17 protein-coding genes and 2 tRNA genes are annotated in these 21,923 nt (G+C 46.7%); 13 read left to right on the forward strand and 6 right to left on the reverse strand.

Translation table 11 applies throughout. From position 1 onward, the window contains the following. Positions 1-25: 25 nt before the first annotated feature. The 4 genes from F608_RS0105690 to F608_RS0105705 form a co-directional block, all read right to left on the reverse strand. On the reverse strand, positions 26-1,084 hold the full coding sequence (locus F608_RS0105690) for an ABC transporter permease (protein WP_244154244.1): 1,059 nt from the start codon (positions 1,082-1,084) through the stop codon (positions 26-28). A 10-nt stretch (positions 1,085-1,094) separates the two neighbouring features. After that, the gene (locus tag F608_RS0105695; protein WP_027362511.1) at positions 1,095-1,826 is read right to left on the reverse strand and encodes an ABC transporter ATP-binding protein; all 732 of its coding nucleotides are present in this window, start codon (positions 1,824-1,826) and stop codon (positions 1,095-1,097) included. 194 nt (positions 1,827-2,020) lie between these two features. Then, entirely contained in the window at positions 2,021-2,326 is a 306-nt protein-coding gene (locus F608_RS0105700) for a hypothetical protein (protein ID WP_022664652.1), read from the reverse strand. 229 nt (positions 2,327-2,555) lie between these two features. Next, the gene (locus tag F608_RS0105705; RefSeq protein WP_022664653.1) at positions 2,556-3,119 is read right to left on the reverse strand and encodes a TetR/AcrR family transcriptional regulator; all 564 of its coding nucleotides are present in this window, start codon (positions 3,117-3,119) and stop codon (positions 2,556-2,558) included. A 196-nt stretch (positions 3,120-3,315) separates the two neighbouring features. Between F608_RS0105705 and F608_RS34415 the strand changes: the two genes are divergently transcribed. Together F608_RS34415 and F608_RS34420 are read left to right on the forward strand one after the other, a co-directional pair. Next, the gene (locus F608_RS34415; RefSeq protein ID WP_051148499.1) at positions 3,316-3,564 is read left to right on the forward strand and encodes a hypothetical protein; all 249 of its coding nucleotides are present in this window, start codon (positions 3,316-3,318) and stop codon (positions 3,562-3,564) included. Between the two features lie 12 nt (positions 3,565-3,576). Then, positions 3,577-3,963, forward strand: a complete 387-nt coding sequence (locus tag F608_RS34420) for a redoxin domain-containing protein (RefSeq protein WP_084680990.1) — start codon at positions 3,577-3,579, stop codon at positions 3,961-3,963. 204 nt (positions 3,964-4,167) lie between these two features. On the opposite strand, the gene F608_RS0105715 is transcribed toward F608_RS34420, so the two are convergent. Next, a tRNA-Glu gene (locus F608_RS0105715) sits at positions 4,168-4,245 on the reverse strand. A 25-nt stretch (positions 4,246-4,270) separates the two neighbouring features. After that, a tRNA-Lys gene (locus F608_RS0105720) sits at positions 4,271-4,346 on the reverse strand. 253 nt (positions 4,347-4,599) lie between these two features. Between F608_RS0105720 and F608_RS34425 the strand changes: the two genes are divergently transcribed. The 11 genes from F608_RS34425 (at position 4,600) to F608_RS0105775 (ending at position 21,916) form a co-directional block, all read left to right on the forward strand. Then, positions 4,600-8,619 carry a flagellin N-terminal helical domain-containing protein gene (locus F608_RS34425; protein WP_022664654.1) on the forward strand — a complete coding sequence of 1,340 codons (4,020 nt, stop codon included), beginning with the start codon at positions 4,600-4,602 and terminating at the stop codon, positions 8,617-8,619. 339 nt (positions 8,620-8,958) lie between these two features. Continuing rightward, the gene (locus F608_RS0105730) at positions 8,959-9,891 is read left to right on the forward strand and encodes a hypothetical protein (protein WP_022664655.1); all 933 of its coding nucleotides are present in this window, start codon (positions 8,959-8,961) and stop codon (positions 9,889-9,891) included. After that, entirely contained in the window at positions 9,884-11,971 is a 2,088-nt protein-coding gene (locus F608_RS0105735) for a hypothetical protein (protein ID WP_022664656.1), read from the forward strand. Before F608_RS0105730 ends, F608_RS0105735 begins: the two co-directional genes overlap by 8 nt. A gap of 27 nt (positions 11,972-11,998) precedes the next feature. Continuing rightward, positions 11,999-12,991, forward strand: a complete 993-nt coding sequence (gene pseB, locus F608_RS0105740) for a UDP-N-acetylglucosamine 4,6-dehydratase (inverting) (RefSeq protein ID WP_022664657.1) — start codon at positions 11,999-12,001, stop codon at positions 12,989-12,991. A 338-nt stretch (positions 12,992-13,329) separates the two neighbouring features. Next, the gene (locus tag F608_RS30825) at positions 13,330-14,274 is read left to right on the forward strand and encodes a putative sugar O-methyltransferase (RefSeq protein ID WP_161626822.1); all 945 of its coding nucleotides are present in this window, start codon (positions 13,330-13,332) and stop codon (positions 14,272-14,274) included. A gap of 2 nt (positions 14,275-14,276) precedes the next feature. Further along, a complete protein-coding gene (locus F608_RS0105750) occupies positions 14,277-15,149 on the forward strand; it encodes an N-acetylneuraminate synthase family protein (protein WP_027362513.1) in 873 nt (290 codons plus the stop codon). 3 nt (positions 15,150-15,152) lie between these two features. Continuing rightward, on the forward strand, positions 15,153-15,989 hold the full coding sequence (locus F608_RS34430) for a cytidylyltransferase domain-containing protein (protein WP_022664660.1): 837 nt from the start codon (positions 15,153-15,155) through the stop codon (positions 15,987-15,989). Positions 15,990-15,994: 5 nt separating this feature from the next. Continuing rightward, the gene (gene pseG, locus F608_RS30835; RefSeq protein WP_084680991.1) at positions 15,995-17,020 is read left to right on the forward strand and encodes a UDP-2,4-diacetamido-2,4,6-trideoxy-beta-L-altropyranose hydrolase; all 1,026 of its coding nucleotides are present in this window, start codon (positions 15,995-15,997) and stop codon (positions 17,018-17,020) included. Between the two features lie 77 nt (positions 17,021-17,097). Next, positions 17,098-18,315 (forward strand): polysaccharide pyruvyl transferase family protein, encoded by a 1,218-nt coding sequence (locus F608_RS0105765; RefSeq protein ID WP_022664662.1) that lies wholly within the window; start codon positions 17,098-17,100, stop codon positions 18,313-18,315. 201 nt (positions 18,316-18,516) lie between these two features. Further along, entirely contained in the window at positions 18,517-20,523 is a 2,007-nt protein-coding gene (locus F608_RS30840) for a glycoside hydrolase family 57 (RefSeq protein ID WP_022664663.1), read from the forward strand. A 103-nt stretch (positions 20,524-20,626) separates the two neighbouring features. Continuing rightward, positions 20,627-21,916, forward strand: coding sequence for a B12-binding domain-containing radical SAM protein (locus F608_RS0105775; RefSeq protein WP_022664664.1), 1,290 nt, complete (start codon positions 20,627-20,629; stop codon positions 21,914-21,916). Positions 21,917-21,923: the final 7 nt, after the last annotated feature.

Raw genomic sequence — 21,923 nt, forward strand, 5'->3', positions numbered from 1 at the left:
AATCTTCCAAAACGCTTTACCGGGCTTATTTTGTCCAGGAAAACATCCAGGAACCCAGGCTTAAGAACACCAGACTCATGAGGATCATGAGAAAAAGTTCATGGGATACCTGGGAAAGATCTGCACCGTCGTTGATCACCCGTCTTGCAGCCTTTAGAAAATGGGTCAGGGGCAGGAAAGAAGAGATTGTTTTTATCCAGTCCGACGAGCCTTCAATGGAAAACCAGACTTCCGACAAAAACATCATGGGCCAGCAGATAAAGTTGATCACCCCGGAGGTCAGTTCCTCGTTGGTGCCCCGGGAGGCCAGGATCAGACCAAATGATACCAGGCAGAGGGTGCCGGCCAGAAACACCAAAAAAGCATCCAAATAGGATCCCCTGACCTGGAATGAAAAGATCAGGTCACAGCCGGCCCAGACCAGGGCCGACGATCCCATGAGAATCACCACCCGGGAAAGGAGCTGGGCGGTCAGATACTCGAACGATGTGACCGGGGTAGCCTTGAGGCGTTTGAGCACCCCGCTTCTCCGGTACCTGACAATCACATACCCCACCCCGAAAAAGGCGGAGAACATGATGTTCATGCCCAGGATTCCGGGGAACAGCCAGTCGATATACCGGACCTGATCTCCCTGGATCTCCTGCCGGATGACCTTTCCAGCAAATTGGGATTCCGGCACCATGGCCTCTTTGACCACCTTTTCCATGAGCCGTCCCCTGGGGGAGGAGTCGCTGATCCAGTATTGAACCGCCCTGCCCCCGTTTTTCAAAAGGATATCTACCTTATGATGGACAAGCCTGTCCATGGCCGTTTCCCGGGAATCAAAGGGGATGAGCTTTACAAAGGAATAGGTTTTGAGTTTTTCCGGGATATCAAGGGACTCCATCCAGGCCGGGGCGCTGTTGGCCGGGCCGGAAACCGGGAATACCCCGGCCTTGAACTCCTGGCCGGAGTCGGCCCCGAACAGAAGACCGAATCCGGCCACAATCAGAAAAGGAAACAGAATATTCCAGCCGAACCCGGCCCGGTCCCGGAAAAATTCATAGTTCCTGGCCAGAAAAAGGACCCACATTCTTTTCATTCCCATCTGCCTATTCCCTCAGGTTCTTTCCGGTCAGTTTCAAAAATACGCATTCCAGGTTCTGATCTTTGGCTTCCATTCCTGAGCAGTGACTATCAATCAACTCACGGGGAGATCCGGTTTCGATGATCTTCCCCCTGTCCATGATGGCCAGCATATCACACAGAACCTGGGCTTCTTCCATGTAATGGGTGGTCAGGACAATGGTCCTGCCCCGGGCTTTGATATCCTTGATGATCTGCCAGACATGCTGCCTGGCCTGGGGATCAAGGCCGGTGGAAGGTTCGTCCAGGAAAATCAGATCCGGATCGTTGATCAGGGCCAGTCCCAGGAGCAGGCGCTGGCGCTGGCCCCCGGAGATCCTGTTGTTCAGCTTTTTTTTGATATTTTCCAGCATGCACATGGACAGGATCCGGTCTATGGGCAGGTGGCGATTATAAAATGCGGCAAAGGTCTTCAGGGTTTCCTCAACGGTGAGATATGCCAGCAGTTCAGTGTGCTGGAACTGGATCCCGACTTCCTGGTTAAAAGAAGTTCCCCGGTCTCCTCCCCTGTAAAGGATCCGGCCCGAATCCGGATCCAGGATATTCTCCATGATTTCCACGGTGGTGGTCTTCCCGGCCCCGTTGGGTCCGAGAAGCCCGAAACAGGTTCCCTCTTCAATGGCCAGACAGAGATCGTCAACTGCTATTGTGCCGTTGTATGCCTTGTTCAGGTTCTCCACTTCAATGATATTTTTCATTTTGCCTGAGCCTTCCATAATTACCTGATACTGAAACGCAAATATCAAGTTTAATTTTTTATTACAAATGAATTTTTTGAAAAATAAAAAGCCTTTGAATTGCAGCCCCATAATGGGCCTGTTCAAAGGCAATAAAGTCCATATTGTTTCTGGGCAAGGGGAAGGAATGGATAAAAAAAGATCCCGGTCCAGTCTCAGGCGTAAAGGTCAATTCCTAGGGCCTGACTTTTTCTCCTGAACTCTTTCTCGATCCGGTCTTTCTCCTGGGCGTACTCCCTTTCAAGCTTCCGGGTTTCATTGTCGTAGGTCTGTTCCAGTTTTGATTTTTTCTGGGCGTAGGCCTGCTTGAGGGAGTCCTCTTTCTGGGAAACGGTTACTTTGTCATCAACAGGCTTTTGACTTTGGGAGGAATCATCGTTATTCAGCTGAACTTCAGGTAAAACAGCCGGCTGGACCCTGTATCCGGTAAAATTGCTTAAATTGGATATTGCGGTCAGCATTTTATTTACCTCTTTTTACCCGGACAGCTCCGGGCTGCTGTTCTTCCGGCCTCGGATCGGGTGCCACACCCTTCGGGCATGGTTTTGATCCGTCACCGGATCTGTGTATAAACTATACGTATGAATAGAGATTCTGTCAATTACTTTGATCAAAAAAGGCGGCCTGTCCGCTCGTTTTTTCCGGCTGGATTTTTCCTATTGACTCAGGTGCCGGACTCAAGATTATGCTCTATGACCAGGGCAGCCAGGGCAGTCCTTCCCGCAACCCCTGGCGCATGCGTTCAGCAGAGCCCTGCCGATACCCGTACACCCGCATGCCGAAGATATTGATCATGAGACTGGTTGCACGCTTCCGGCTCAAAGGCTGGCCGAATTCCTTTTCAAGATAACTCTCATAAAGAGCTTCGATCTCACCAAGCTTTTCAGATGCCAGAACATGGAGCCGGTTACCTGCGGCAGCCAGTTCCAACTGGGTTTTGACCAGAAAACAACTGCAGTAATCTTTTTTGGCAGATTCCTGAATATTTTTTTCCAGAATCATTAGAATACCTTCCCCAACACTAGGCGCCGCTTCCAGCGTGCTGGATATCAAGGCAAGACTTTTCCGGCCATAGGCCTCCAGGGCTTCCCGGAACAGGTCCTCTTTACTGCCAAAGGCATGATAAATGGATCCGGGATTGAGACCTGTGATTTTCACCACCTGCTGCATGGATGAAAAACTGAAGCCGTTCTTCCAGAAAAGCTGAATGGACTTATCAATGACCTCATTTCTATCAAATAGGGATTTTGCCATAACCGGTCCTCGTTTGTATTTGAATCCTTGGATTTTAAGATAGAGTATACATCATTTCCATGATTTACAAATTATTTTGAGCGATTGTTCAAAATATCATTGACAATATGCAAGGCGGTTTTATTTTGAACGTATATTCAAAATCATGTTTTCACCCATACCCATTTCAACCGGTTTCCATTTTAAGGAGAATAATATGTCACTTGAAGAACAACTGACTGCCATAAAGAAAAAGACCATTGCCACAAGACCGCCGGAGCTGGTCTCCATAATGCTTGAGGAGGCTGCAAACCTTGTAAAATCAGGTATCGCTGACAAAGTGATAAAAGCGGGTGAGCCCCTTCCTGAGTTTACCCTGCCCGATGAAAAAGGCAATCTGGTCCGCTCAGCGAACCTGCTGGCACAGGGGCCGCTGGCCATCAATTTTTACCGGGGTATCTGGTGACCTTATTGCAATATAGAGCTGGCAGCTCTGCAAGAAATTTCTGTACAGATCCGGGACATGGGCGGATTTTTAATCTCCATTTCCCCCCAACTGGGAAAATACACCAAACAGATAGTAAAGAAAAACAGCCTCACCTTTCCCGTACTTGCGGATAAAGACAACGCCTATGCAAAGAAATTGAATCTGGACTTTATCCTCCCGGAGAAATTGAAAGAAGTCTACAAAACCTTGGGTATTGATCTTGAGCGGTTCAACGGCAACGCTTCCTGGGAGCTTCCCATGGCCGCAAGATTCATTATTGACCGAAACGGGATTATCAGACACAGGAAAGTGAACCCGGACCACACGGTCAGGCCGGAACCGGGTGAGATCATTGACCTGATGAAACCCCTGATGTAACGAAGATTGATCTCACTTGACACGGCAGAGGCCAGATACGGCTGATACAATCAGATTTGACATCATTCCGAATGTGGTCACTCCCCTGTACATCATCGGACAAAGAGCTTTCATCTCCAAGCCACGGGGACCCTGCTGCGCCGGAACTGGTGCATAAAAGCAAAAAGGCTTTCAGCGAAACGCTGAAAGCCTTTGTCGTTTAAATGGCGTCCCCAAGGGGATTCGAACCCCTGTCGCCGGCGTGAAAGGCCGGTGTCCTGGACCGGGCTAGACGATGGGGACGCGTGGGTTTTTCAGATCTTCTGGCTGGTGGGCCGTGCTGGGCTCGAACCAGCGACTCTCTGCTTAAAAGGCAGATACTCTACCGACTGAGTTAACGGCCCGCAGATGGTTCCGAAAAACAGAGGCACTTTATAGGTTTGGGATGGTTTTGTCAACACCTTTTTATTTTTTACAGGCATTCCCATTCATGAACTCCTGAACAGGATGCAGGGCGAAACTATTGCCGGGTTCCCTGCCCTGTTATTGGGAAAATTATACCGGGCACGGGTCCGCCGATGTCCCTGAAACGCTAAATTTTCCTTAAAACATCCGCTATTCAGCTTGGTACGCTCCTTGCTATGTAAGGCATATATTATGGTTTTAAGTATCAAAAGCAATACGGGTGCGGAGACGGCTGTCCGCCATCTGGGTAAAAACGACGGGCGCCTTTCCGCCTCCCTGGAAAGGCTGTCCAGCGGCCTGAGGGTGAACAAGGCAGCCGATGACAGCTCCGGAATGCTGATAGCCGATTCCTTAAATTCCCAGGCCAGGGGACTGGGGCAGGCCATCCGGAATGCCAATGATGCCATCTCCATTGTCCAGATTGCCGACGCAGCCCTGGAAGAATCCGTCAATATTTTGAACACCATCAAGACCAAGAGCATCCAGGCGGCCCAGGACGGCCAGACTACAGAGTCCAGGGCAGCCATCCAGGCGGATATTGACAAGCTCATGGAAGAGCTGGATACCATTGCCAAGACCACCTCTTTTAATGGCCAAAAACTGCTTTCCGGCAACTTCACCAACAAGGCATTCCAGATCGGGGCCTACTCCAATGAGGTGGTCAATCTTTCCATAGATGGGTCATCTTCCGGAAAAATAGGCCATATCAACACTGGGGAACTGGAAATTACCGGAAATAAGGAAGGCCTTGCCGCTTTGAGTATCCAGAACAGATATACTGGGCAGCATTATGAGATCACGCCGGTTGAGATGCTCTTTGACAATGACCCGGAACACGGCCTGGGTGCCCTTGCCGATGCCGTCAACCAGATATCCGATTTGACCGGCATCCGGGTTTCGGCCCGTGTGGCTTCAGGCACAGACACGGGAGTCCAGGCAGGAACCACGGATGAAGCCTTTTCCATCAACAATGTAAAAATCGGCAAAATCACGGTCATGGAAAACGATGGGGACGGCGCCCTGGTCAAGGCCATCAACCAGAGGACGGCCCAGCACGGGGTGGTTGCTTCGGTGGACCCGGCAGGCAGGCTCTCCTTGACCGCAACCGACGGCAGGGGCATCCTCGTCGAGCCCGGCCCGGACCTGGAAATAGAGGGCAGAGATATCTTCGGAGGAAAAGACCTGAGTACTTTCGGGGTTCTGGACATCCAGGGCAGTGCCGCTTCTCCTTTGGATATCCGGGATCTGAGCAAGGGAGATCCCATCGGAGTGGCCGATGCCGGCCTGGAAATCAAAGGAGATACCCTGACCGGGCAGGACGCTCTTGTAAAGGCCGGTTCGATTCTGGCTGCCCAGTCCATTCTCGCCTCCTCCTGGACAATGAACCAGAACATCTCCGGGGACCAGCTTCAAGAAGATATTTTCATCGAGGAGACCACCCGTTTACTTCCGGGGACCATCCTCGGCAAGGACTCTGTTGTGCTGACCCCGGATGACCTGCCCGTTACCCTGAGTGTAAACTCTGAAGGAACGACCTTCACTGAGAGTCTGGTTAAAACAGGCTCCATCCTTGCCAAAGACAGCATCCTGGGCCCGGGCACCCAGATCCCTGCCGGCAATATCGTGAGCGCAGGCACCCTGTACAAAGGAGATGTACTGATTGACGCCACCCTGGCCACCACGGCGTCAAGCATGGTCAAACAGGACTCTGTTCTTGCGGCCGGATCCGTGATCGCCTCGGGCAGCACCCTGACCGGAACTGCCCAGATCAATGCAGTCGGCCCCCTGAACGGAAGCGCACTGATCTCCTCGAACTCTGTTCTCAGGGCCGGATCTGTCATTGCTTCCGGGACCACCCTGGGCGGAAATGCGGTTGTGGCAGGGATTGCCAACACCACTGGGGTCTATTCCCTGACCGCCGGCTCCACTCTGGCAGCCAACTCCGAGATTGCCTCGGGTACGATTCTGGGGGGAGATGCGTGGTGCAACCAGGTACCCAACATATCCAGTTCCTACGACCTTACGGCCAATTCCATTCTCCAGACCGGTTCTGTCCTGACCTCGGGAGCTGTCCTGAGCAGAACCGCTGTCATTGCCGACACCGGCCCTATCCCGGCCGGATTCAACCTGATTGCCGGATCGATTCTGAGAGCCGGGTCCTCCATAGGGGCCGGAACGACCCTCGCGGACACGGCCGTAATCTCCACTACCGGGCCGACCACTGGGAACTATATTGTGGAGAGCGGATCTACCCTGACTGCAGGCACTGTTTTCGGGGACGGCTCAATCCTCAACGGAACCGCAACAATCAACCAGATCACCGCGACCGGCAACCCCGGAGATGACATCACCCTGGCGGCAGGCACGGTTTTAGCTGCCGGGACCTATATCGAATCCGGCAATTCAATATCCACAACCAGCGGCGTGCTCAACGGCCCCCTTTTCCTTGCGGGGAGCAAAACCACGACCGGAGTCAACACCTTTTTTCTTACCTCCGGCTCAATTGCTGCGGGCTCTGTTCTGGCCAACGGCTCTGTTGCAGGAACCCCAGCCTTTTCTCTCCAAACGGCAATGAATCCCACGGCCCTGACCACCCTGAGGGCGGGAAGTGTTCTCGGTAACAACACCAGCCTTGTCGCAGGATCCGTGATCGGCCCAGACAGCGCATCCCTTTCCGCTGACCTGACCCTGACCAATCCCATGACCCTGACCATGGGATCGTCAATGGCCGACAACTCCAGGCTTTTCCAGGGCTCGACAGTCGGGCCCGGCGGGGTGTCGCTCTTCTCTTCTCTCACGCTGACCGGAGTGACCATGACCCTGCCTCCGGGCTGCACCATTGCGGCAGGCAGCCGTCTCAACCAGGGATCGATTGTCGGGGCCGAGGGGCTGCGCCTGTCAGCGGTCATGGGCCTGACCGCGGACATGGATCTTCAAGCAGGATCTCAGATCAACACCTCATCCTCCTTCAATACAGGCTCACTGATCGGACCTGAAGATGTGATTCTGATTGCAAACCTTACCGTCAATAGCCCCATGAACCTGGCCGCAGGATCTTCCATTGCCGGACTCAGCACCCTGGAACAGAGCAGCCTGGTTTCGAGCGATAAAATCACCCTGGCCTCGGCCATGACTCTGGATCAGGATATGACGCTTGCAGCAGGATCCAGTATGGGGAAAGGCACAGCCATCCAGTATGGCTCTTACCTGTGGGCCGACGCCACCCTGCTCTCAGACATGACCCTGAAAGAATCGGTCACCCTGGCCAGTGATATGGAACTCAATTCCGATCTGATCCTGGGGACGGGTTCCTCCCTTGGAGACAATTCCCTGATCTTCCAGGGATCCTCAATCTACTTGCCCCTGGAATTATTAGAGACCATAAGATTGGCGGATCCCCTTGTCCTGGATCCTGGATCAAAGTTCTCCAATGATTCAGAAACCCTTATTGTTTCAGGCACAACCGTAGGAGGAGAGGCTTCATTCGCTGAGGTTTTGGAGGTTCAAAATGATTTTATCCTGCCCGGTGAATCCATCTTAAAAAAGACTTCCATGCTCAAAAACGGATCTGATATCGGGGGAGACATCCGAACCCTCAACCGGGAAACCGTTCTCCTGCCCATGGCTATAGGTAAGGGTTCTGTACTGGCCGAGGGAAGCCTGCTCTCAAAAGGGACCCTCCTGGCCAATGATATTACCGGGACAGACGGCAGTTTCTACCCGGAGGGCTCGTCTCTGGATGAAGATATTTTTATTCAGGAGACGGAATTATCCAATACCATGATATTGATGACGGGCTCTGAAATCGCAGAAGGCAGCCTTCTAAAGGCCAACTCCATCCAGAGGCATACCAGTACCCGGGTAACAAACACCCAATTGTCAACCCTTGCCGATATCCAGGTCCTGTCCGGAGAAGAGGCTCAACTGGCCATCGGACTGGCAGATGAAGCACTCAAGGATATTGACAGGATCCGGGCAAGTCTTGGATCTGTCCAGAACCAGTTGACCTCCACCATCGCAGGAATCAGCACAACCCGGGTGAACGTCCGCGCCTCGGCTTCCGCCATCCGGGATGTTGATCTGTCCGAGGAGGTCCAGAACTTAAAAAAACTGGAGATCCTGGCCCAGGCCGGAAGATTTGCCCTGTCCGCCACCCCTTCCCGAACCTCTCACCTCCTGAGCCTGATTACCGAGCTTGATCAGAACGGATGATAAGGTCTGTTTTATGTTGATCATACCGCCAAATAAACCTATATTGAATCAGAATTACTTGCTGGTTTACCTGAAATTCCCGGAGGAGAGGCTGCCCGGATGAAAGCGACCAAAAAAATACTCTGGCTGATTCAATCCAACCAGCTAACCCCGACCATTATATCTTTCCTGGAAACATTCCAAATAAGAATCCAGCAGTATATTGACCTAATATTCATCGTTCCAGAGTCGTCTTCAGATATTCTTCCCAAATTAAAATCGTTAACCCCCCAATCGTTTAAGACAACAACAAAAACAGCTGCAAACCCACACCAGGCATTTTCAGTCAAACGGGAAGCTTTGAGTGAAGGATATTTTTCAGACGGTCTTTCCGTGGCAGACACCCTGCTCCTGGATGATCTGGGGGGAGGCAACGCCATGCAGACCACCCTTGAGCTAATCCCGCCGGAGCAGACCTGCGGACTCATCCTTCAGATACCAACCCCCCTGGGATCCTCTGATATGGAAGAGCGGGTATTTCATTCGGCAACTCTCTGGGCCAGGCAGCACGGAATTGTCTCGATTGGGTATGAGCTTTTACCCCTTGATATAAAATGGACCCTCTCCCCCTCCCTGCCGGATGGTGTCATCACAAGATGTCCCGAAAGCCGTGCGCATATGAAAAACCATCTTGGCCATAACCACATCTGGCAGATTCCATTATACGAGGCAGCCATCTTTTCTCCCGTGGCCACAGGCTTTCATCTTAACGGGGTAAAGGCAAGCTACCACTACCGGAACCAGCTTTCCATCCCGGCCGATCGGACCGTTCTATACCTCCCCCATAATGTGGCCATGATCTATGAATATAAAAAACTGCTTCAGACTCTCGTACCTTTCGGAAAAAGGCTCCATCTCATGTTCAGTGTGGGGAAAGATCAGGTAAGGGGCAGCTACACTCATAAGCAGACAATTGAATTAATCTATGAGGAAGATCTCAAACAGATTGCCTCCTATTCATTCCACGATTTAAACAATCCCTGGGAAATGATGATGGCTGACGCTGTTGTGGCCTGTTCCGCCTGCATCAGTACCCTGGTGGGAGAAAAAGAACTTTCCTGCATCATCTTTGACCCGGAACTCCCAGAGGCATCAAGGGGAAATAAAAAAAGAGTCCGCTGTTCCAAAAAGCTTTTGGATATGATTGAAGCACTGATAGACAGTCACAAACAAAAAATCGAACTAGCAGATATCATGATGCTGCTTGCCCGAACAGGAAAAACAAATGCCTGATTTCTGGAAAAACAGAAAAGCGCTGGTTTATATTGCACTATCCCATCATACCCGTTTTCTTTCCCCTGTTATGGACAGGCTCGCTAAACAAGGTGCTGACATCCAATATGTAGTTGGCCAGGCTGAACGATCCCAAGAAATCACAGCTATAAACCTGGGGCTGAATTATACACATGTATTTGATTGTGTATCAGATAAAGACCATACAGACGTTCAAGACAATTATCTTCGTCTTAAAAAAACATTTGTAAAAACGCTGAGTTCCGGCCATCTGTTTAACGCAGTGCCTGTTACCGTTATCGATAAAACCTTATACGCCACCGCCGTCGAATATATCGGATTTCGAAATTTGATTCAGAAAACAAAGCCTGACATCTGCTTTGCCCTTCACGAACTTAATCGCTGGGGAAAGATGTTTGCATTCTGGGCCAAAAAATTCAATATACCGGTGCTTACCTTTCAAGAGGGGCTTTACTACGGTCTTGATTTCGGGCTTAAAGGCCATGTACAGAACTCAACTCTCAACCTTGTCTGGGGAAATAGAATAAAAAAAAAATTGGTGGATTATGAGGCCCCTGAAGAGAAGATCCTGCCTGTCGGCAATACCCATCTGGCCAATGAAATCGCACATCAGAAAAAAAACAATATCCGAGACAAAAAAAGAGTGCAATACAATTGTACGGATTCTTTTGTCATACTTATTTTGCTTTCAGGGAGGCTGCCTATACCGCAGGAATTGATCCCTTTATTTGACTCCATGGTTAATACCGACCGAAACCGTCTTTTTCTAAAATTTCACCCAGTTGCAAGCCAGGCGCAAATCAACTCCTGGTTATCATCGATCCCCAAAGAACATCTCAAAAGGACAAATTGTTTTCACAATGACGAAAACACCTATGACCTGATATCCATGAGCGACCTGTGCGTTATGACTCGGCCAAGTACAACAGGGCTTGAAGCCCTCTCTTTTGGCAAGCCGCTTGTCCAGCTCGAATTAAACATGGAGTATAAATCCCCCTATTCTTTCTCAAATTTAAAGGTTGCCGTCCAAATGACGCCTTCGGAATTGGGAGATGCCATTTTAAAAAATATGGATTTTAATACACTCTCTAAAACAGAGGACATAGACAACTATCTGAATAATGAATTATCATGCCGCACGGATGCCGTTGATGCCGTGGCGGATGTTGCGCAAAAAGCGGTCTCTGCCAACCAGATCCAGGGTTCCCCGCCAATTAAAATCTTAACTAAAACAGATAAAGACTGGTCCATAATTGCAGCCTTGACAGACAATCCAGATCATTTGCTGATGCAGCTTGAGGCTATTGCAGTACATTCAAAAAATGCAGGTGCATATGAAGTCATTTTAATTGAACCAAAGAACATACCCAAAGCATGTTCGGATATTTTAAATACTTTAGAGGGGAATGTCACCTGCCTGAGAATTACAGATGACCAGCCCCTTCCGGAGATGATGAACACCGCCTCCAAAATTGCTGCCGGGAAAAGGCTTATTTTTATGGAAAAAGGAATCATTCCTCTATCGAACTGGCTTATCTCAATTAAAAAGAGTATGCAAAAATATGGGAACTCAAAAATTTTTGGAGCCAAAATCATTGACTCGAAGGGCAGTTTATTACACGCAGGACTCGTACTGGATAAGAACCACACGCCTGTATCCGCTTACAGGCATTTAGCAGCCACCTTCCCTGTTGCAAATAAAGAGCGCCCTTTCCAGATTCTTGATCATTTCCTATGTAGCGATAAAAAATTCTTTCATCAAAACGGAGGTTTTTCAGAAATATCGGGCCGTTTTTTCATGATGGATCTCTGCCTTAAAATAAATGAAAAATACCCGAGCAAAAGAAACTGTATTTATCTTCCCAATGTAGATATGGTATCCATAAATACAAAAAAAGAAAGATTCAACCCAGATGATTCAATTTATTTTTTCGGAAAATGGAACGGGGTGCTTTGGGAAAACCAGGATGCACTATACAAAACGGATAATATTTCACAGCCGGAGCTCAATGCCGCATATATTTCACACTCCATGTCAAGTGCGAACTTAATTGAGTAACTTCAACAAAATCAGGTGATAAAAATTATGCTAAACAACAAATCCATATTAATTACCGGCGGCACAGGCTCTTTTGGGCATAAATTTACTGAAACAATAATCAAAAACTACACACCCAGAAAAGTGGTTATCTTTTCCCGAGACGAACTCAAGCAATTTGAGATGCAGCAGCTTTTCAACCAGAAGTGCATGCGCTATTTCATCGGAGACGTCAGAGATAAAGACCGCTTATTAATGGCCATGAACGACATTGACTATGTCATCCATGCCGCTGCACTCAAGCAGGTTCCGGCAGCGGAATACAATCCCACGGAATGCATCAAAACCAATGTCCAGGGAGCAGAAAACGTTATCCACGCTGCCCTTTATAATCACGTTGAAAAAGTCATCGCCCTGTCCACGGACAAAGCTGCGAATCCGATCAATCTTTACGGTGCGACCAAGCTGTGCTCGGACAAACTCTTTGTGGCTGCCAATAACTTTGCCGGCACAAAAAAGACCATTTTCAGCGTTGTCAGATACGGCAATGTAGTGGGGTCAAGAGGGTCTGTGGTTCCGCTCTTCAAAAAGTTTATTGAAAAGAAAAAAGATTCCTTACCCATAACCGACCCCAAAATGACCCGGTTCTGGATCACCCTTCAGGAAGGTGTCGATTTTGTCATCAAGAACTTTTCACGCATGTCCGGGGGAGAAATTTATGTACCGAAGATTCCGTCCGTAAAGATCACTGATCTTGCCTCGGCCATGGCTCCGGCTCTCCCCCAGAAAATCATCGGTATAAGGCCTGGTGAGAAGCTTCATGAAGTCATGTGCCCCAGCGATGATTCCCACCTTACCGTTGAATTTGAAGATCACTATGTCATCTTCCCATCCATCCAGTTCCGTGGCACGACCAGAGATAAGACCATAAATAATGTGGGAGAAAAAGGAAGTCCTGTTAGGCAAGGATTTGAATATAATTCCGGAACAAATCCGCATTTTCTGTCAAGTAAAGAAATTATAGGATACAATAAGAAGTGATTGAGGCATCTAATGCGTATTCCCACCGAATCATCACACGGCTATTTAGGAACGAGTCAAAAAATTCATAATCACTCTTGGATATTAAAATTCAATGCTTGTCAAAAGAACCTGTTAATAGAGGAAGCCGCCAATCCAGAACTGACCACAACCTAAAATTTTAATAAGCAGCAACCGATACTTATTAGTACTATGGCTGCTTGAATCTCTTTTCAAGTTAAACTTAGAAGACGATGGTTATTTTTAAAATGATCTGTTTAGATTTAAAAAAGACTAAAAAAGGGGCATGATGTATGGCAAATCAACTGGAATCAGGCCAAGATAAGAAGCAAAGTTTAATGGATGTAATGTTGTCAGATTTAAAGGCAGCCCCTAAAATATATCAGCCCACAAATTTCTGGTCCTCATTACTCGCCCAGGTCATTACAAATATCAGACAATTTGGCATTGAATCCTTCAGAAAAGAGGATGTGAGAACCCATTTTGTCCCCCATTACAGAAAAGAAGAAGAACAGTACTTTGTTTCAGCCATGGACGACTACCGGATTTTTCTTGCTGCAGACCAGGATGTTGAACCTAGGTTGAGCCATATCAGTGAAAGCAAAGTGGGCAATCCCACGCAGCACTACTTATTCGGTAAAAACTGGTATAGCCGCTCAATGCTGAACTATTTGAGAGGATTGACCTTTCTGAAAAAAAACGTGGACACCTCATCCATCCGGAGAGTACTTGAAATCGGCGGAGGGTACGGGACTTTGGGAGAAGTTTTTTTAAAGAGCAATTTTGAGCGCTACTGCTATATCGATATTGATATCCCGCCAACCGCATATATTGCGACACGATATCTGCAGGAGGTGTTTGGAAAAAGGCATACCCTTGAATATTCACTAACCCGGGGAAATGAACGCATTGAAATAGATGAAATTGAGAAATCTTATAAAAGCGCAGTTCTTATGCCCTGGCAGATCCCTTGCCTAAGAGGAAAAGTTGATCTTTTTGTCAATTTTTTCTCTTTTCAGGAAATGGAACCGGCCGTTGTGGAAAACTATGCCAAGTTCGTGGATAAATGCAGACCGGATTATCTGCTTTTAAGAAACCAGAGAGGAGGACAAAAACTGGCAGAAAAACCGGGGAAGGTCGGTGTCATCAAACAGACAACCCGGGAAGATTACATCCGGTTCTTCCCCAACTATGAATGTCTTGCAATTGACTCAAAAATATTTGGCTGCATAAAAGAAGAATTTAAATCCGAGGTTATGGTATTCAAACGAAAGAGCAGATGAAAATGGCTGTTACATTTATTTCAGAAATATCCAGTAATCATCATCAGGATTTAAACCGCTGCTTTGAATTCATTGATACCTCTGCGGAAATTGGATGTTCAGCCGTAAAGTTCCAGTTATTTAAAATCGAGAAGCTCTTTTCCAAAGAAATCCTGGCAAAGAGTGAAACGCACCGGGCCAGAAAGGAATGGGAACTTCCGGTCTCCTTTCTTCCCCATCTTGCAAAACGATGCCATGACAGAAAGATCCAGTTCGGATGCACCCCTTTTTATCTGGAAGCTGTGGATGAACTTCTGCCGCACACAGATTTTTTTAAAATTGCCTCCTATGAACTTCTGTGGGAAGACCTGTTGAAAAAATGTGCAGAAACCGAAAAACCCATTATCTTATCAACCGGTATGGCAACAATGGACGAAATAAAATCCTCTGCAGATGTTCTCTGCCAGAATGGATGTAGCAACCTTACGGTTCTTCACTGCGTTTCCAGTTATCCGACTCCGAAATCAGACTGCAACCTTGCGGCCATTGAAACCCTCCGTTCGGCCCTTCAACCCGTACTTTCCACAATAAAATACTCTGTGGGATGGTCTGATCACAGTGTAAGCCCGGGGGTACTGTTCCGGGCCGTACACAGGTGGAAAGCCAGGACAATTGAGTTTCATTTGGATCTTGAAGGAAAAGGCGCCGAGTACAAATCACGGCATTGCTGGCTGCCGGATCAAATACGCTACGTAATTGATGAGACCAGGGGCGGTATTATTGCTGATGGGAATGGGCAAAAAGAGCCTGCCGCGTCAGAACTTTCCGATAGGGAATGGAGGGCTGATCCGGAAGACGGGCTGCGCCCGTTGAAACACATACGAAAGAATTTTTAGAAAATGAAACAAAAAGCAATCGCCATCATCCAGGCGAGAATGTCATCAAGCAGGCTTCCGGGGAAAGTGCTGAAGCCCCTGGCCGGAAAACCTGTAATCTGGCATATTTATAACAGGGCTTCACGATGTAAACTGGTCGACAAAGTAATTGTCGCCACTTCAGACGAACCTTCTGATACCCCCCTTGCAGATTTCTGCAATGCCAATGGCATGAATGTGTACAGGGGCAGTCTGGACAACGTGCTTTCCCGTTATACAGAAATTCTCAGCAACGAAGAATACCTTTACTATGTCAGAATCACGGGTGACTGCCCCTTAATCCATCCCCAGTTCATCGATAACCAGATCATGGCTCTCTTAAAATTCAACGGAGACCTGACCTGGTGCGAAAATCTGGGCACGGCATTCGGAGGCCAGGGAGTCCATTCCGCCAGATCCCTTTTTTACATCGCCGATAGGTCTAATAATCCTCTGGACCTTGAGCATGTGGGTTCTGTTTTCATGTCAGATCACCCTGAAATGCTCCGGATCGTTGAGATAACGCCGCCCCCTACACACTTTGTCTCAGATAAATTAAGGTTAACTGTTGATGAGGAAAATGATTTTTTGATGTTCTCTAAATTGTATGATCATCTGTGGCCGCAAAACAAGTGGATTGAACTGGATGATGCAATTGAATTTCTAAAAAAAAGAGAGGATATAGCCTCGATCAATCAGACCGTAGAACATAAACTGCTGAATATAGAACTCCAGGAAAAATTCAAAAAATGGCAGGCCATAAAAAAGGCAGGCCTGTGGGAATATAAACAAATCATACCTGACATTTTATCCCTTACCTGAACCCCATGAATAATAAAACAATCCTAATACGCTGTGATGCATCCCATGAAGTGGGGTTTGGACATATGATGAGATGCCTTGCCCTGGCCGAAGAACTCCGGGGCAATCAGGGATGCAAGGTCGTTTTTGCCATGAGATCGGCTGAAATCGGTTTCCAGGAAGTCCGTGAACATGGATATGCCGTCATGACTCCCGGGGCTGCAGAAAATTTTAACTACCACCAGTGGATGAAGGGTATCATTCAGGAAACCAAAGCGGATGCCGTTGTTCTCGATGTCAGGGACGATCTGCCCAGCGACGTATTAAAAGACTTAAGGTCCGGCAGGATCTTAATCGTCACCATCGATGATCCGAGCGACAGAAGGCTTGATGCTGATCTGGCTTTTTATCCTCCGGTTCCCCAGTTAAGGGAGATGAACTGGGACGGTTTTAAAGGGGTCCTGTACGCTGGCTGGGAATGGGTGATTTTGCGAAAAGAGTTCACCAAAACCAGCAAAAGAATAAAAAATAAAAGGCCTGTGATTCTGGTGACAATGGGAGGAAGTGATCCGGAGGGACTGACCCTGAAGGCGGTTGCCGCACTTGATATGGTCCAGCAGAATTTTGACGCCATTGTCATTTTAGGAAAGGGCTTTCAACATCACGAAGAACTCCATGAACTGCTGTTAAAGACCAAGCAATGCTTTCGGATTCAAAACGATGTCCAGAATATGGCTGAAATTATGGCCGGATCAGATCTGGCAGTGATTTCTTTTGGCACAACGGCATATGAACTCTCGGCAATGGGGGTTCCTGCAATTTATCTTTGCTTAACCGGCGATCATTCACAATCAGCATCCATTTTTGTGAACAAGGGAATAGCATTGAATATGGGAGTCCATGATTCGGTTTCAAAAATGGAACTCGCCAATACAATTTCCAGGTATTTGAGCGATGAGCACCGGCGTATAAAAATGGCAGAGCAGTTTAAAAAAATACCCAAAATGGATGGCGCGCGCCGGATCGCAGCATTGATTTCGGAAAGGATTTGAAATGTCTAAAAAAAAGCAATACCAGACGCATAAGGTTATTCTTCTGGATTCAATAGATACAAAAGCGGTGGATCATTATGGATACGTGTAAAACAATTTTATTTGCCGGTGCCTACGGAATCGAAAATGCAGGTGATGATCTGCCGCTGATTGTAATGTGCGAACAATTAAGGAAACAACATCCGCATATCTGTTTTAATTTTCATGTTCTTTCCCGTCATCCCAATTCATGGGAAGAAAAAACCTATGGCGTAAAGATGATAAAAAATATTGAATATGAGAATCGGGATCAGGCCATGGGAAAATGGTTCAACGGACTGAATCCGGATGATAATCATGAACCCATCTGCCGCATCAGACAGGAAATAAAAAAGGCCGACATCCTGATTCTGGGTGCCGGGAACTGGTTGATTGATCTATCCATTGATATTTTCAGGGGCCCTATCCCACTGCTTGCCCTATATGTCTTCCTGGCAAAAGTCTATCATAAACCTGTCATGCTTTACGGCATGAGTGCAGGTCCTCTCAGAACAGAATGGGGACGGGAACTAACCGGTTGGATTATTGACAACGCAGATATCGTGACTGTCAGAGACAAGGATTCAAAACATCTGCTTGAAGACATAAGTCATTCTCCCAAAACCACTCATCTTCTCCCGGATTCAACCATTGGGGCGCAGCCGTGTGATCCGGTCATTATTGAAAAGATTCTTGATAAAGAAGGCATCCGGTTTGACGGGGACAAAGACAAAATTGCCATCGGAATGAGGAATTTAGACGGACTCCTGCCATCTGAAGAGACCGGAAGTTTCATGGATGAGTTGGCGGGTTGCCTGAATGCTCACAAAGATCAGGCAAGCTATATATTTATCCCGCAGTCGACATATGAATTTGACGATGATCGCAAGACAGCCAAAAAATTTTCAGAACTGCTGGATGAAGATGTTCAGTTTTATATCATACAGAATCGTTATGATCCCCGGGAGTTGATCGGCCTCTACGGAATCTGTGATCTTACCTTGTCAATCCGCCTGCACTCGGCTGTATTTAGCGCCATCGCAGGAACCCCTGTCATCGCAGTCAATTACCTGCCCAAAGTAGCAGGCTTCATGGACAGCATCAAGCTCAGCGATTTTTGCGTTAACACGGATGAATTCCGGAAGGAAAGCATATTAAGACTGATTAAAAAAATCAGGGCGGAAAAAGATCTTTTATCTCGCCGCCTGAAAGTCCAAATCAAAGGCCAGAAGAAAAGAGTGACTCAGTACAGCGATTTGGTGTCAGACTATTTTTAAGTGAAAAACCTGTATGAGTATTAAAATGAAATGGGGGAAATTATTGGCGCTACAGATAAGATGAAACAAATTACTCTTGATTATGTTCAAAGGGGTATAAAAGGTGGTTGACAAGATTGCTTGTCATCGAAACCCGAAGATTGCATAAAGAGCTATGAGGATAAACCGTTTGTCTAAAATATCTGTCGGATGGAGGAATTAATGCAATCACTTTCTTTGTATGCTTTTTTTCATATCAATATTTGTTTTTCATCCATAGAAGTTGAACAAAGGAAAGAAGTCATAAGAAAGTGTTACTGGCCGCTTTTAAGATTAGCCCGGAAACTTGTTTTGCCCATTGGAATCGAACTGACAGGGTACACCTTGGAATCAATTGCAGAAATAGACTCTTCATGGGTGGATGAACTGCGAAATTTGATAAATGAAGGCGTTTGCGAGTTTATTGGCAGTGGGTACTCCCAAATCATTGGCCCTCTTGTGCCAGCTCAAGTCAATATAAAGAACTTAAGTATTGGCAATGACATATATAAAAAAATTTTAGGAACACACCCGACTGTAGCTCTTGTAAATGAACAAGCCTACTCTTCTGGTTTAATCCGACATTATCTGGACGCCGGATACAGAGCAATTGTTATGGAATGGGATAATCCTGCCCGTTCCAATCCTGAATGGGACCCTGACTGGCGATATTATCCCCAATATGCATGCGACCAACATGGAAACAGGATCGCGTTGATATGGAACAACTCCATCTCTTTCCAGAAATTTCAAAGATATTCTCACAATGAAATAGAATTGAATGAATATCTTAAATATCTTGCGACACATTTTTCAGATACCAGAAGAGTGTTTCCCTTATATGGGAATGATGTGGAAATCTTTGATTTCAGGCCCGGGCGTTTTCAGACCGAGGCGTTTCTGGGGGATATGAGTGAATGGGCAAGAATTGAAAATTTATTTAAAAAACTTGCTGACGACAGCCGGTTCGAATTGATATTCCCAAGCGATGTATTGAAAATGTTAAAACACGCAAACGGGGGGAACTCCCTTCATCTTGAATCATCAGAATGCCCGACCCCGGTAAAGAAGCAGGGAAAATACAATATCACCCGCTGGGCCGTGACCGGCAGGGATGACTTGAGAATCAATACAACATGCTGGCGGATTTACAACGCTCTGGGGAAAAAATCCCAGGCATCTATGAACGACTGGAAAGAGTTATGTTACCTGTGGAGCAGTGATTTTAGGACTCATATCACCCGGAAACGATGGGAAGCTTATTGTAAACGGTTGAAGGCTTTTGAAAAAAAATTCAAATCTAAAAAGACAGAACCGCCTCCAAGTGACTTCAGTCATTCCAACGAATTGCAATCCCCGAGCCTGAACACAGGAAAAATTGATCAACAGGGAAAATATTTAACCATTGAGACCGATTCCATCCGCATCCGTTTGAACTGCCGCCGGGGTCTGGCCATTGACAGTCTCTGGTTTAAAAATGTTTCCCAAAATCCCCTGATCGGGACCCTTCCGCACGGTTATTACGATGATATTTCCCTTGGGGCGGATTTTTATTCCGGCCACCTTATCTTTGAGACTCCTGGAAAACCCAAGGTAACGGACCTCAATCCTGTCAAGCCTTTGGTTTATGATACGGATGACGGCGCATCTATCGTCGTTTCCGTGAGAGTGCCGACGATAATGGGTGATGTCCATAAGCTTTACTCAATTTCAAAGAAAAAATCTGAGGTTAAATTGAGCTATCAGCTTGACTGGGATGACATCCCGATCGGTTCGTTGCGACTTGGACATATCACTCTGATTCCCTCTTCTTTTGATCGACATTCATTATTCTACAGGTCACATAACGGCGGGATGCAGCCAGAGACCTTTCCCCTAAAAGACCCTTTTGATCACGGATCAACCGTATCGTTCTTGGTTTCAGGGGCCAGTGCCGTGGGGATGACCGAAAAAAACATTGAAATTGGAGACAACGGACTTTTTCTATCGCTCAGGGTTGATAAAGCCGCAGAGGCCCCAATCGGGATGTTAACCTATCGTATCGCCAAAGATAACTATTTTTACCGGTTGGCTCTTTCCATTTCTGAGATGGATGATACAAGCCGACTCAAATCACCCTGTGAAATGATAAACCCGACTATCCTGAGTCTGACATTATTTTCAGAGGCTTTTAATGTTAAAAGAGGATAGGCACCATTTTTACGCAAATCAAAAGAGAGCTTTTAAGTCTGGCGAGAGATAAAATACATACAGGCTTTTTTCTTTTATAAGATCCTTATAAACGGAGCTATTTATGAAAATTTCTATTTTTACAGTAGGCTATAAAAGTGATGAAATCTGGAAACATCAATTCCCATTAGGTGTTGGTTATCTATCCGCCCATTTAAAAAAAGTGTTTCAAGATGAAGTCGACATCAGAATGATGGCAAAAGAAGAGGAGATTTATGAACACCATCCGGATCTGCTAATGCTAAGTTCCACAACCCAGGTAATAGATATTGCAGAAAGAATAGCACAGAAGGTAAAGGAAAAGCTGTCCATTCCGGTAATCCTCGGAGGGACTCATATCAGCGCCGCCCCTCAAACGCTTATGGATTCCGTTGATATCGGGGTTATGTGTGAGGGTGAATTTATCGCGGAAAATCTGGTAAGGATCTATATGAACGACGGGGAATACCGCCACGACAACCTGACCGGAGTTAAAGGGATCTGCTATCACCATATCAATCAAATCCTGGTAAATGAGAAGCAACCCTATATCAAGGATATTGACGCTCTGTCGTTCCCTGACAGAAATATTGGAAAGAAAGCAAGAAATGTATACCTGTATACCTCCCGGGGGTGCCCGTATAAATGCATATTTTGTGCATCCCAGAACATGTGGGGAAATGTCAGATTTCACTCTGCCGAAAGAGTGATCAGCGAAATCGAGTTTTTGGTAGATGAGTATCAGGCTCAAAGCATCCTCATTCTTGATGACCTCTTCTTTGCGAATAAAAAAAGGTTTTATGCAATTGCCGAAGCTGTTGTGAACAGGAAAATAAACGAAAAGATAAAATTTGAAGCCTTTATTCGATCGAACCTGGTAAGCGAAGAACTTATAAAAAAAGCCAAGGGAATGGGGATCAACACTCTAAAATTCGGTGCTGAAACCGGTTCCGACTCGTTGTTGAAAAAATTAAAAGGGGACCTGATTTCCGTGAAAGATCACCAGAAACTTATAGACCTGTGCAGCAAATATCATATAGAATGCTATGCGCCATTTATTTTCGGAACCCCGGGTGAAACAAAGGCCGATATTCTGATGACAAGAGATTTTATTTTAAAAAATAAAGGCCAGCTAACCGTTCATGGATTTTACCATATGACACCCTATCCCGGCACATCTTTATGGCAGTACGCTCAAGAACAAATGCTTTTACCCGATAAAATAGATTGGAAAGATATGACCATGGATTTTTTGAATGATAAATTTGATTGGGATAAGATCATATATTTAAATGAAAAATGCATCCCCCTATATGAATTTAAAGAAATGATTGACCAACTGAAAATTGATCTGGAGTTTCGATCCAAAGAATAGAGACTTT

The organism is Desulfospira joergensenii DSM 10085, assembly GCF_000420085.1.
In the GTDB taxonomy this organism is placed as follows: domain Bacteria; phylum Desulfobacterota; class Desulfobacteria; order Desulfobacterales; family Desulfobacteraceae; genus Desulfospira; species Desulfospira joergensenii.

What these genes read in the sequence shown, in the direction of transcription:
- F608_RS0105705 (WP_022664653.1), bottom strand. Translation starts at nt 3,119, where the DNA reads ATGGCAAAATCCCTATTTGATAGAAATGAGGTCATTGATAAGTCCATT.
- F608_RS34425 (WP_022664654.1), top strand. Translation starts at nt 4,600, where the DNA reads ATGGTTTTAAGTATCAAAAGCAATACGGGTGCGGAGACGGCTGTCCGC.
- pseB (WP_022664657.1), top strand. Translation starts at nt 11,999, where the DNA reads ATGCTAAACAACAAATCCATATTAATTACCGGCGGCACAGGCTCTTTT.
- pseG (WP_084680991.1), top strand. Translation starts at nt 15,995, where the DNA reads ATGAATAATAAAACAATCCTAATACGCTGTGATGCATCCCATGAAGTG.
- F608_RS34415 (WP_051148499.1), top strand. Translation starts at nt 3,316, where the DNA reads ATGTCACTTGAAGAACAACTGACTGCCATAAAGAAAAAGACCATTGCC.
- F608_RS0105735 (WP_022664656.1), top strand. Translation starts at nt 9,884, where the DNA reads ATGCCTGATTTCTGGAAAAACAGAAAAGCGCTGGTTTATATTGCACTA.
- F608_RS34430 (WP_022664660.1), top strand. Translation starts at nt 15,153, where the DNA reads ATGAAACAAAAAGCAATCGCCATCATCCAGGCGAGAATGTCATCAAGC.
- F608_RS0105690 (WP_244154244.1), bottom strand. Translation starts at nt 1,084, where the DNA reads ATGAAAAGAATGTGGGTCCTTTTTCTGGCCAGGAACTATGAATTTTTC.
- F608_RS30840 (WP_022664663.1), top strand. Translation starts at nt 18,517, where the DNA reads ATGCAATCACTTTCTTTGTATGCTTTTTTTCATATCAATATTTGTTTT.
- F608_RS0105775 (WP_022664664.1), top strand. Translation starts at nt 20,627, where the DNA reads ATGAAAATTTCTATTTTTACAGTAGGCTATAAAAGTGATGAAATCTGG.
- F608_RS0105765 (WP_022664662.1), top strand. Translation starts at nt 17,098, where the DNA reads ATGGATACGTGTAAAACAATTTTATTTGCCGGTGCCTACGGAATCGAA.
- F608_RS0105695 (WP_027362511.1), bottom strand. Translation starts at nt 1,826, where the DNA reads ATGAAAAATATCATTGAAGTGGAGAACCTGAACAAGGCATACAACGGC.
- F608_RS0105700 (WP_022664652.1), bottom strand. Translation starts at nt 2,326, where the DNA reads ATGCTGACCGCAATATCCAATTTAAGCAATTTTACCGGATACAGGGTC.
- F608_RS30825 (WP_161626822.1), top strand. Translation starts at nt 13,330, where the DNA reads ATGGATGTAATGTTGTCAGATTTAAAGGCAGCCCCTAAAATATATCAG.
- F608_RS0105750 (WP_027362513.1), top strand. Translation starts at nt 14,277, where the DNA reads ATGGCTGTTACATTTATTTCAGAAATATCCAGTAATCATCATCAGGAT.